The sequence below is a fragment of the Cerasicoccus frondis genome, from assembly GCA_031296915.1.
GTDB classification, from domain to species: domain Bacteria; phylum Verrucomicrobiota; class Verrucomicrobiia; order Opitutales; family Cerasicoccaceae; genus Cerasicoccus; species Cerasicoccus frondis.
The window spans coordinates 62178-75158 of record JAVDPC010000010.1 but is presented as its reverse complement, the minus strand read 5'-3'; the positions used below and the strand labels follow the sequence as shown (position 1 = coordinate 75158).

The following is a 12981-nucleotide window of genomic DNA, read 5'->3' as shown; positions in this document are numbered from 1 at the left end:
CTATATAGTAACATATAGGCGTTTTGTCATTTCATGCGCGCCTTGGGCGGGACGTGTCGTCTGTGGGGCAGTGGGCGTCATTTTCTGAATGGCCTGCTTCACTGCTGATCCTGTTGGTTCCATAAATAGCGATTGGGTATCCCATATACGGTTACGGAACCGATGACGCGGAAGCGTTTTATTCACCAGCCTTAGGGCTGATTGTCGATAATCTCAAACCTACGAAAACACGTCGTTTTTCGTAGGTTTTACACCATCCAAGCGTCCTTATCTCGGGGCGCTTTTTTCGTATCCATTCAACATCAACCAACTCAATAACATGATTACCGAAATTCTTGAACCGGTCGCACCACCGCAGTCTAAACGGTGCAACCTCATACTTCACTGTGGAGCCAGTGCTGTTACTCGCGGACACTTGGCCTTGTCACCAACACCACAGGCAACCTCAACCTGGAGGCCCATCCCGCATATGCTGCTCCTGCAAGTCGTGGAGCGTGCATTATTGGAACGTGGTTTCGTCGTCGTGAATCAAGCCCATGGTCTGACGCATGATGATGCGCGTTACTTCGGTCTGCTGGAGATTGCTTCCAATAACTCAGGCGCGGAATACCGTTACGTAGTCGGTGTCCGTAACTCCCATGACATGCGTTTCTCGGCAGGCATCGTTGCAGGGAGCCAGGTACAAGTTTGCGACAATCTTTGTTTTTCGGGTGAGATCCAACTCGCTCGAAAGCATACACCGCGCATCCTTCAGGACTTACCTCGTCTCGCTGGTGATGCCGTGGGTGGACTGAAGCGATACTGGGATCAGCATGACCTGCGTGCTGAGCGTTATCAGCATGCTGAGATCAGCGATACACAAGCCCATGACTTGATCGTGCGCTCGGTGGACCAGGGTGTAATGGCCAACAGCTATATCCCTAAGGTCTTGAGCGAATGGCGTCACCCCTCGCATCGGGTGTTCGAGGCAAAGAACGTCTGGAGCCTACAGAACGCTTTTACCGAGGTGTTTAAGGGACGACTGGACTTGCTGCCTGACCGGACACGACGACTACATCAGTTGCTCGACCGCGAGGTAGGGCTGAACTGAAAGTGTAACCCATGGGTGTCAACCAATGGTTTACAGTTATTGCGGAGAAGCGCTGCCGTAAGGGGCGCTTTTCTTTAGCTGGGAGGTCTATAGATCGATGGTGACCCTATCCCCATTTGGCCAGCAAATCATAACACTATTCCGTTTCGATTTGCGACCAGCTAACGACGAATAGGCCTTGTATAAATGGATTGCGGGATACGTATTGGAATATGTGTTGAGGTGTAGTAGCCAAGCGATGGAAGAGTATGGACGTAGAAACATTTATCTGCGGATCAGTCTCTGCGTGGCTAATGAAATTGTAAGTCAGTAAACGGTCTTACTGACTCCACCTCGTTTTATTGATCTACCTAAGGCAGATACTTTGGTTGGCTTCGAACAGGAGGATTCGCTTGAAGCAGGCAACGACGTCTTCAGAACTCAAGCGATGTTTGAGATATTGGTCTTTGGTAGACACCTATTGATTGAGGATTTGAACTAAACCCTTTCAGCAAACGGGATCTTGGAATTCACCTTTACCTGATTGTATAGGGCTGCACTTATTCCATGGGCGTTGCAGAATTCTGCTCGAGGCTGATAGCATGCACATTGATGTTCGCGGTTTATTGCGAACTGGGATCGTTGATTGTCTTGCTATGACTACTGTTTTCGGCTGGTAAGTAAAAAAATATCATGCTTCAAGGACTGGTGCTTTTTAGGTCAACATACGGAAAGTCACCACCTAGGCGCCATTTATTTGCCATTCGTTTGACTCGTAGATGAGCAAGGGTAAGGGGAGGCTCGTCAATATTTACTGGAATATAGATTCAATTCCAAACCTCCCGTGTCTCGTCTGTCGGGGTGTAATCTCAGTAAATTTTCTATACTAGTAGAGTGGAAGGAAACCTTAGCGCTTTGCATGCTGTATGGATTTTTGCCAATCTGGTATGAGGATGGGGGATCTAGTTTGCATCAATCTTTTTCTTGTGTGCAGCTTGTTTGAAAATTGCCCCGATGAGTATACCTATTACCTCCAAAGTTTCTTCTATTGTTAGCTTGATTGCCGTGTCTGCGGCTTCGTGCTGTGGCGCTTCAGATTGGACTTATCAATGGAATCTGACGTCAACGCCTGATGCTGAGATCACGCCACTCCTTTATGATAAAAAATGGGCCTACACAGTCGAGATCGATGATACGCCATCGCTGATTGCAAGCCTCGCAGAGGGGCTGCTAGCAGGCTATGAATACACCGATGCGCCGCCTGGTGTGTCCGGTGGAAACCGCCATTCATTTGTTGGGACTGCCGCTGTATATGTGTATGTGCTTGGCGCCAATTCCACTTACTTAAACCCTGAAACACTTCAAGATACCCTTGATGCAGGGTGGGGTGTCGCTAATCACAGCTATTTCCACCGAGGTCGCACTTGGGAGCCGCCAGAGATATTGACAGAAGAAGAAATTCGAGAGGATTTATACTGGAGCCAAACAGTTCTTGCTCATGACTTTGGAGGCGGCCGAGCGCCAGTGCACTTTGTTTATCCCAACGGATACATGGGCTATCAAGATTACTTGAATGAGTTCGGTATGCTTTCGGCGAGTCGTGTTGGTGGTTCTGCGGAGCGACACTTATACGTGCCAGATATGAACTACTTAGATTTGAGTAGAGCCTATCTTGATGATGGTTACTGGGTCGGGTCTGGTGGCGGGGGCATTACCTACAGCTTGGTTAATCCAGACGAAGTGACGCCGGGATATTTACAAATTGATTTTACGCATGGGATTTCACCCGCTGGCAGTGATAATCATTCACGGTGGGTGAGTAGATTGGATTATATTGAAAGTAATTATGGTGCGAGCGGTCAGGACAATCTCTGGAGTGCGCCGGTAGGCGACGTGGTTTCGTATGTGAATGCGGCGCAAGTGGCTACCTTGCTGGTTGATAAAAACTTACTGCAAGTTTCCCTGCCTGATGATGCGCCAGGTAGTCGACTGACGATTCGAATTGATGGCATTAGCCCCACTACGAATTTGCCTGCGCCAGATGGAGGTCTGCTCTATCGAAGTGGCTCTACGGTATGGATAACCACCCCGCTGATAGGCGAGCCAGGGAGCGCGCCGCCCAAGCCAACGCCGACCATTGCTTACGAAGGCGCTGTGGAGAAACAAACATTCGATGAGGCGGTGTGGCTAGCGGGCGTTCAATTGATGCACTCCGGCTCGTCCACAGCAGGGCAACAGTTTGAGGTGCTGCTCACGCTCGAGAATGGAGAGACCCAAGAGATTTACTCCAATGCGTTGAAAGGCGGGTGGAGTAACGGATCATGCCTAGCTTCGCTTTTGCCCAATGGAAGTCCGGTCAAGGTCACTGGGGTAGAGGTTACACCTAACAGCATTTTGAAAGGCATGCGTGTATGGACGGTCCCACCTGAAGAGTTGCAGGTCGTCAACAAGGCGCCTGTCATCGATGCTGGTGATGATGTGTCAATTCTCTTGGATGATGATAGCTACGGTAATTATGTGTTAAAAGGATCTCTGTATGATGATGGTCTTCCGCTTGGTCATAGTTTAAGCATTTATTGGAGTATTCAATCACATCCTGAGAATGCGCTGCCGGAGTTAGAGCAAGCCGATGAAATTGATCCGCATTTTACGACTAATATGCCAGGCGCATACGTATTGCAATTGGCGGTCAGTGACGGCGTGTTGACCAGCACAGATGCGGTCACCCTAAATTTCACCTATCCAGCAAATCCTTATTTAACTTGGCGGCAGGCTAGGTTCACTCAAGAGGAGCTGCTTGATCTTTCGATTAGTGGCAATGACGCCGATCCTGATGGGAATGGCAGGGGGAACTTGCTCGACTTCACATTTGGTGGGTTGGCGTCGAGCCAGCGTAGTGGGCAGTTCATGAAGGGTGGTCCGGAAGTTATCTTTTGCTTCGCCCGGGACCCTTCGATGATTGATATCAATTACGACATTGAGACTAGCACTACGCTCGAGCCAGGTAGCTGGGATGTCGTTGCGCGAAGTATTCAGGGAGAGCCATGCGAGTTGGTTGACGCGCAGTCATTTGTGGTCTCAGAATCGGGGCACGATCCTGTCGAAGTGACCATTCAATTTGCGGGCAATGAGTCTGGTCCTCGCTTTTATCGGATAGCGCTATCGACCGATCATGAATTGCTGCAGAATGGAGTCGCATTTGCTTATTATGAAGGCGTTTATAGCCAGATGCCGAATTTCGATATGCTGACGCCTATCAAGCAAGGCTATCTGCAGAATATTTCGCTGGGAGAGCGAAACTCTGACGACTACTTTCTGTTTGAATTTAATGCGCTGTTGCAGATCGAGGAACCGGGCGACTATACGTTTTACGTAAACTCGGACGATGGGAGCCGCTTGTATATCGATGGTCAGCTAATCGTCGATAACGGTGGCTTGCACTCCGAGCGTGAATATTCGGGCTCTGTCAACTTGGGCAGCGGCTTTCATGATTTCAGCCTGCAGTACTTGGAGGCGGGCGGCTACGAAGTCCTCACTGCATCTTACGAAGGCCCGGGAATCAGCAAGCAGCCGATCCCGGATACTGCCTTTTATTTAAATGGCCAATAAGCTTTATTGGCGAGGTGCGCGCTATTATTCCCTGACTGTATGAAGCTATTATCGGCAGGTGGTCAGGGGTTTCCATCGCCGCCTATCAATTAACATACTTGGACGGCATCGATCTTCAATAGCGATGCGAGCTTGGTCAACTTTTGGGCAAGGTGGCCTCTGCCGATTGCACAGTGATGCGCGGGGCCGGCTTTCGACCATTCATTGATGAAATTTTTTGCTCCAATTGAAAATTGATAGCGGCTATTGGTGTTGCCAATTGGTAGAACGGGACCCGCGGTGGATTCGCCTTCTGCTATGAGTAGGAATATTGAGCCGTCCTGCCGCTGAACAATGGATAGCAGCGTAACGGGACCATGCTTGACCGTCATTTGTATGGAGAGACCGTTACCCGGCTTGCCATGATAAACGGGCAGTGGAACCAGCCCGACTTTAGCGTCTGCGATTGCGAAGTGAGCCGGGCCATCGTGGCCTAGGTAGACAACGTCGTCGACGAAGTCGATTAGGTAGAGTTCGGAGAAGGAACCGCCTGCGCCAAGCAGGTCGAGTATCTTCATGCTGAGAACATTTTTTAATTCATACTCGCCAGCAACAGGCACTCCGGCTCCGGTAAGCAGCGTGTTGCCCGCGATGACGGAAGTAACGATGTTCTCATAGTCGCTTCCAGGCTGACCTTCGTAGTAGTAAGCCATCGCATTGAGGCGATGCGCATGAACCAGCTTATGAAGGGCGCTGGAAGTTTTGGCGGCCCGTTCCAATTCACTGGTTGAGCATTCTTCCGCAACTTCAAATGCCTCGTGGAAGCGAGCAATCTCATTTTTGGTTTCCTCCTCAGTGGTGGCATTGCGAAGGCTGTGCAGCTCGCACATTTCTAATAGTTCAAAATGCACCCCGAAATTACTGGAGAGTTGCGTCATGTCACTATAAACGTCGAGCATGCCGCAATAGTAGTGGCCGAGGGCGCCCACCCGGCATTTCTGCAGGCCTTTTTGGATCTTGGCTGCGTCAATCCAGTCTTCCGCTTCGCGCCATACTGCATCCTCTTCCAGGTAGCCGGTAATGAGTTCATAGTCGATGCGGGCTCTGTTGAAGACGCCGATTATCTCCGGAATGCTGCACGCCTGACAGTGCTCTAGCGCAGACGCCGGTCATCGCGCCGCGATCATTGAGTTCACGGAACGCTTGATAGTCGAGTTGCGGAACTGGCTGGAGGTTGAGTATGATGATCGGCACATCCGTGCGCTGAGCAATTGGCAGCACGGTGGAAGAGAGGGCATAGGTGGTGACGAACAAGAACAGTATGTCGATGTCTGTAGTGCGGAAGCGATCCGCTGCGATGTGCGCTGACTCAACGCTATCTATTATTTTTAAATCAAGGACGTCGCAGCCTAAGCTTGTCAGCTTGGAATTGACGATAACCTGATATCCTTCAAGCCGCTCTTTGAGCCCCGTGAATTACGGCCAGTAGGTATCAAGGCCAATGCCAAAAAGCCCGACTTTCAGTGTGTCGTTGGATTTCATCTTTTGAAGCACGATTGGTTAATCGACTAGTGTAGCAGGGGAAGTCTTCCCCGTCAGTGTGTGATCGAAGTGGATAGTTTCGCCATTGCGCTCCCAAGTCGCCGTTGTGCCAGCAGGAATTTCGATGTGATAGGTTTCTTCATCTTCATTGCGCGACCAATCGAAGCGTATGCATCCATCTGGATGAGGCATGGATAAGTGGATATGGTTCATCGTTCCAGGCATGGGGGCGATGCGTATATGCTTGAATTCCGGAGATGTCGGACGAATGCCAGCCATGCTGGAAAATGCGTGGTAGATGGGATGTGCGCCCCAGCCATGACAGTCTGAGCGCGAGGGTTCGGGCCTTTCTGGTGTTGTCGTAAATCCAAGTTGCGGCAAATTTTCCCAGAAACTCAAACGTCGGTAAAACTCTACATCTGCGCCCATATGATACAAGGCGTCCAGTCCATAATATGAAAAATAGATGGACATGGGCGCGAGTTCGTCCTGTCGCTCAAGCCACGTGTGTAAGCAGTCGTTTTTCTCGGAGTCAGTGAGTATCCCAGCCAGGAGAGCCCATGTTTGTGCATGTTCGCTGAAATGTCCGCCAGAGCTGTCATCGGCGAGGAGTTTCGTTTCGTGGCGCCAGTATCTCTCCTTGATGGCTTGCCCGGTTCTCTGGACTAATAACCGTGCATACTCGGCTAATGCCGGGGCTCCATAAGCTTGCTCGATGTCCGCATAGTCTTTCAAGGAAAAGAGTAAGTGAAGGTTGACCAAGGATGAATCTCCTTCCGCAACACCAGGTCCGCAACCATTCTCCCAACTGCCAACCCAGTCAATGAAGGACCATCCCGGCACTTGGCCAACGAGGCCGTCGTCTTGCACCCATTGTAAGCACTCAGCAATGAGCGCTCGCAGCCCGGGCAGGCGGTCGCGCATAAATGCTGGATCCCTGCGCCAATAAGCATGGTCGCGAAGCAAGCGAGGGTAGAGTAGCGAGTAGGTAAAGGAATCCTGCCGGTGTGCTGAGGGGTAGCGTTCGGCAACCCATCCGCCATCGTGGCGTGACCAATCAAACAGCTCAAGGCAGCGCTTTGAAAGAGAGGCATCGCGGCTTACGCAATAGAATGCAAGTTCGCAAACGTTGTCTCCAACGTAAGACAGCTGCTCATAGTATGGGCAGTCGATCCATTGTTCGTGCGCGCAATTGCGTAAGCCGGCGATTAGCATAGGCCAAGAGTTGATCAGCGCTTGATTGTCGCAGCTAAACTTTCCGTTTTCCGAGAAGGGATAGCCCGTGCGGTGTATGCCAAACGCATGGATGTGCAGTGCTTCGTCACTGGTTTGAATGCGGACGCGGAGATAGCGGCCTGAGCGCCACCACAATGCGGGTAGATTTTGCTTTGCGCCGCAAAGCTTCCAGCGATCTCCTAGGCCGATAAATGACTTTCGGATGACTTTATCGCGGTGACCCTTTGAAGTGCTTTCCGTGATTTTACTTGCATGCTCGGCTTCGTATAGACTTTCTGCCCATTGAATTTCTATTTCGCTCCCCTGCCCGTATTCTACCTGAGCGCTTGGGTATCCACATACATAATTTTCGCAATCGATGATTAGATCAATCGACTGATGCGGAGCTATCTGCAGGGGTGATCTATGCTTTAGGAGGCTGTCCCATTGTAGCCTTTGTGTTCCATGCTCTATGGTATCACTCGCAGTGATGGATTCATCCGAAAAGCAGTCGCGAAAGGCCGCGATACGCCCACATGCATGCCATGCGAAATCTTGCTCAAGCATGGCAGTGGGCTGGATTCGCCAGCCTGGCGCGCGTGTGCCAAATTTTTCGGGAGAGAGTGGAGGGCGAACGATCTTTATCGAATCGCTACCGTAGTCTTTACGCCACTCCGGCATAGCAAACTGAAATTCTGGGCCGACGACGAGGTAGCCTGTCAAAGAGGGGCTACTGCAGTGAATGGCTTTAGATAGGTCGCAGGCCTCCCAGTTTGCGATGCCGGTATTCATTCGCTCAGCCCACTCGCCTTCGCCTGCTAAGAGAAAGCCTGGGCAGTGCGTTACTTGAGCCATTGGGGCGAGATCTTCAGGCAGCCACCAGACCAAAGCTTCGAATTCATGGCATCCCATGGGTAATTCTACCCTATAACTGGCAATCGACCAATGGTGGACGTCTGATCGGTCAGGGCCCAGAGCCGCATGTTTGCCGTTAATTTTCAACTGAAAGCGTTGATCCGCAGATATGTGGAAGACAATTGTTTCGGTCTGGAGTGACACTATCTTGAGTCGAAAAGAAACTAGTGACCATTTAGGATCAGTTTCCTGGTCTATCCAAATCCATGACGCTTGTTCTGCGGGATGATCTGCACTCATGTTTGACCACCCGGGGTGTCGGAGGCTCTGTGGGATGACTCGTTCTACTTTCATGTAATGCTGTAGGATCGGGGAAGTGAGATGTGCCTTTGTGAGTGTGCGCTCTGCAGTTGAAATCGAATTTTATGAGTGATGCTAGGCTTGGTGGTATTGCCACGCGACATTGGTTTTGGCGGGAGGCTCGCATCGTTATGAGATTAATTAACGGTTGTAGGATTATCGAAATTCACCAGCCCATTTTGACTTCTTCGGCTGAAATCTGATATGCACATCATACGAATCATTGATTTGCTATGTGCGGAAATTAATATGCCCAAATGTAATGTTGGCTAAGTAAGTGATGAACTTCTACGCTTCACTAATCGTCATATCGGTTTGTCGGTGCTCTTATGGAGATTGCGATTGAATTGGCTTGGTTAAATTCTATATTTGGGGCTGATGTAATTCATTTTTTACGCCGAGCTTATAAGTACCCCTCCCTATGCAAAATTTCCTTAAATCGTGGACGATAGGCAGTAAGCTGTCGCCGAGCGAAGAATCTGGTGTGAGAAAGGGATTTGCCCTTATCGTTGCACTGCTCTGCATGAGTTTCATGGTTGGCCTGATCTTGAGTTTGTCCTTAACGGTTAGACTGCAGATTTCTACGACAGGCCTCCAACAAGATCGTGAAGTGGCGCGACAAAATGCTCTCTTAGGGCTGTCGGTGGCGTTGGGACAGTTACAAAGGAAAATGGGGCCTGATCAGCGTGTTTCAGCCCCTGCATCTTTTCTGCGTGAACCTAGCGACGCCAGTGCATATGCATTAGATGCTGATGATCCAAGGCGTTATTGGCAGGGAGTGTGGGATGCTTCAGGGAAAGCTTTGAGCCCGACAGAGGCAACACCGAACGAGTCCGCGCTGAAGTGGGTGCAGAATCCGAATGCAGAGCATTTAGGCTGGTTAGTTTCTGGCTTTGATGACGAGCAAGGCGTCTTAACAGGTGGTAAATTGACGCCGGGGGAAAATGGTGAGGCTCCCTCGGGGTATGTGTGTTTATTGAGCGAGGGTTCAGTTGGATTGTCTAATAAGGAAGGTTTTGTTTATGCACCATTAGTTGACGTTGGAGGAGACTTATCTCTCGGAGTCAAAGGAAACTATGCTTATTGGATTTCGGACGAAGGACAGAAGGCGCCAATTAATTTAGTCGACGATCGGTATTTGGAGAAGCCTGCAAGTGGGAAAGAGCAAGCTTTTGCGACCGAGTTCGAGGGGAGTCGGTATAGTCTGATGGCTCCTGAAAGGGTTGGGCTTCAGACCATTGATGGCCTTGAAGATTACAATCTCGAGGACGAGGAAATGGCTAAAGGCATTCAGCGAATCTCTCTGTACTCGGATGCCATACTGGCAGATCCAAGCGGTGACTGGCGTGCTGCAATGCCTGGCTATTTTCACGACTTGGGTGTTAATACGAAGCTTTTGCAGGTAGATGTTAAGCATGGCGGAATGAAGAAAGACTTGAGTCTTTTGTTTGAACTCTCTGACCAAGATTTTAGTGCAAGTCCGTATGCTGGAAAACCGGATTTGGATCGCAGCGATAATCCCCCTAATGATGCTGCTGCTGACTATACTGATGAGTTTACACAGGGTACGGTTAGCTACTTGTATAAATATTATATTTCGAGCATTGGGGATAATGCTTTCGTGCGTGGACCGACTTGGGATTACGTCAGGGATTATTATCGTCTTAGTAAACACTACTCGGTAGGAGATGAATTTCATGCGCGGCCATATCGCCCAAACACTATTGATCACAATAAGGATTCTGATCTGAGGTTGCAGGGTTTTAAGCGGACTCTAGTAAGTATGTATGAGGAAGCCAAGGGTTCGAATATTGGCGATTTAAACAATACTGTTAGTACGGTTTCTAAACTGGGTGATGCCTGGTTGAATGGGAATCAGCCAGAACAAATCCCAAGGTTAACACGTCATGAAGTTGCGCCGGTTGTGGTTAGGATGTTCTATATTTTTAGTCTGGCTCAAGTTACGCCAGCGGAAACGCTGGGCAAAATTGCTCGCGATGAATCTGACAATCCAATAGTGGATGGGGAGTGGAAGTTTGAGATAGAGCCTTTTGGCGACGCTAGTGCAATGACGTTTATGGTTCAGCCAGTTGCGGTTGTATGGAATCCCTACAATGTGCCACTTGCATTCAATGCCTACAAAGTCAGTATGGAGAATCCTACGGTATATTTTGACTTTTCATGGCAGGAAGCAGTTGGAGAGGAAACAGTTGATCGTGGGTTTGTTGCAAGTTTGGGTGACATGCTGAACGACGCCACGCCTGCAACAGATGCAGAGGGTAAGACGTTGGGTGACTTCCGTGACAATATCGACTTTTTAATTGGCAATGCGCCCGACGGCGCGGACCCCGTCGTTCTGAAGCCGGGAGAGCTAAAGCTGTTCACTCCCCAGCAGACTGCACCAGTGCAAGTAGGCGATGTTATTACACACCGCGAGGCATTTTTTCTTGAGCCTGGTTGGAATCCGACAGGAGGATTGGTCTTCTATCGTACTTTGGATACGGTGCACCGCACGCCGCGTAATGGAGGTATCGAAACAGATAACATTCCACTGGATAGCTCGGTAACGATTAATGATATTTTCTGGGGTGATCGATTTGGCAACAAAGTCAATGATGACGTTTTTAGTTTCAAGTGGTACGATTTCCTATTGGATGATGCTTTGCTTGGAAAAAGTAGCATTGCGAGTGGTGGCAACATCAACAGCGAGGACTTTTTAATTCGTGGTCAGGCGGGTACTTACAAGCGGCCCAGTGGCCTCTCACCGCACGCAGAATTTAATTCGATCAGTGGGCAGACGATAAGTCCTATACAAGTTGCAGCTTCACCAAATCAAAGGTATCCGTTCATGGCGATCGAGATTCGCTTGAATCCAGCGTATTCAACCGCTTCCACGAACCCAGATGATGGCATTCCGCTGGAACTCCTCGGGCAAATGAATCCATTTGGAATCCTCGGTTTGACAAATCACAGTGGCTTTACGGTGCCAGGTCGGTATCAGTTGTTCGTTCACTCGTTGAATGGTGAGCCAAGCTTGAACTTTCTAAAGCCAGAGCTTTCTGTGGGCACTATCGCAAATACATTATTTGGCTATAGTTATTCCAATAGCTCATTCGGCGGGGCGAAGCCTGGATCTGATACCGTGGTGCTTGAAGAGGTTCCGACGGCCTCGTTGTGGTCATTGGGTTCCCTGCAACATGTGAATACTTCTCTGAGTTGTTATGAGCCTCGGAACGCAATTGGCAATTCGCGCGCGAACCTCTTTGTCGCCAACGACAATTTGGAGCTCAGTGAGAGCTGGAGCAAAAAACCATGGTATAATACTTCAACTATTGTCGATTCCTCCTATTTGCTAAATGACGCGCTCTTTGATTCTTACTTCTTCTCGAGTCTGGCGCCCGGGCCCGGTGAGGATTCGGTGGCCAAGCGCATCGATAGCCTCACAAGTTCCACATTTGAGAATATTAAGCTTCCGAATGGTCGTTTTACATACATGGGAGGTTCGGATCTAGCTACGCTGGGTGATGATCTGAAAGCCAGTAATGGATATTTGAAGACAGCGGCAAATTGGGCTGTAGAGGGCGGGTTTAATGTCAATTCAACTTCAGTCAAGGCATGGAAGGCATTTCTGTCGTCTAACTTTGGACGTGACTATGAATACATTGAGGGAGATGTGATGCAGAAAGCTACAAATGAAGATGCCTTGTTTTCACGCTTCATGCTCCCTAATGCTGAGATTCGCGATGCCTCAAACCCCATTGACGATTGGAAATCGCCACATGGTTTGACTATGGAGCAAATCGACGATTTGGCAGAGCAAATGGTTGAGCAAGTAAAAGCACGTGGTCCATTTCTTAGTTTGGCCGACTTTGTAAACCGTCGCCCAGGTTCATTGGATGAAGCACAGCGCTTGCAAGGCGCAATCTCTGCTGCAATTGAAGCAGCTGGCATCAATGAAAAAGTGAGTGAGCGAGGAGTCGATGCCTATGGCAGCTTTGTTGACTCAAAATTATATCAAAAGAATGTGCTGGATATAACCACGGCCGGTGTGCCTGGCTGGCTGACTCAAGCCGATGTATTAACGCCTCTAGCTCCGTACATCTCAGTTCGATCGGATACTTTTCTTATTCGAGCATATGGTGAGTCCGGCAATGCTTTCGACGGAACGACGACCAAGGCCTGGTGTGAGGCCATTGTGCAGCGACTGCCAGAGTACATCGTTGCTGACGAAAACGAGGCTTGGTCTGATGCGGGTAACTTGTCTCCGACGAACCAGATGTTCGGACGTCGATTCATTCTAATTGGATTTCGTTGGTTGAATGAAACTGAAATCTAGATTTCGCCACATTGAG

At 49.5% G+C, this 12981-nt stretch carries 4 protein-coding genes and 1 pseudogene; 3 read left to right on the top strand and 2 right to left on the bottom strand.

All coding sequences use genetic code 11. The features are described from left to right. The first annotated feature begins 421 nt into the window (after nt 1-421). Entirely contained in the window at nt 422-1090 is a 669-nt protein-coding gene (locus RBB63_RS10130) for a DUF932 domain-containing protein (RefSeq protein ID WP_309383768.1), read from the top strand. A gap of 993 nt (nt 1091-2083) precedes the next feature. Then, nucleotides 2084-4678 (top strand): PA14 domain-containing protein, encoded by a 2595-nt coding sequence (locus tag RBB63_RS10125; RefSeq protein ID WP_309383766.1) that lies wholly within the window; start codon nt 2084-2086, stop codon nt 4676-4678. 89 nt (nt 4679-4767) lie between these two features. On the opposite strand, the pseudogene RBB63_RS10120 reads toward RBB63_RS10125, so the two are convergent. Continuing rightward, a pseudogene (locus RBB63_RS10120) lies at nt 4768-6199 on the bottom strand (arabinose isomerase). 18 nt (nt 6200-6217) lie between these two features. Next, a complete protein-coding gene (locus RBB63_RS10110) occupies nt 6218-8473 on the bottom strand; it encodes an alpha-L-rhamnosidase-related protein (RefSeq protein WP_309383762.1) in 2256 nt (751 codons plus the stop codon). Nucleotides 8474-9050: 577 nt separating this feature from the next. On the opposite strand from RBB63_RS10110, the gene RBB63_RS10105 reads away from it, so the two are divergent. Next, on the top strand, nt 9051-12965 hold the full coding sequence (locus tag RBB63_RS10105; RefSeq protein ID WP_309383760.1) for a hypothetical protein: 3915 nt from the start codon (nt 9051-9053) through the stop codon (nt 12963-12965). Nucleotides 12966-12981: the final 16 nt, after the last annotated feature.

Excerpts from the sequence above, each read along its gene's own strand:
- RBB63_RS10125 (WP_309383766.1), top strand. The coding sequence starts at position 2,084 with ATGAGTATACCTATTACCTCCAAAGTTTCTTCTATTGTTAGCTTGATT.
- RBB63_RS10105 (WP_309383760.1), top strand. The coding sequence starts at position 9,051 with ATGCAAAATTTCCTTAAATCGTGGACGATAGGCAGTAAGCTGTCGCCG.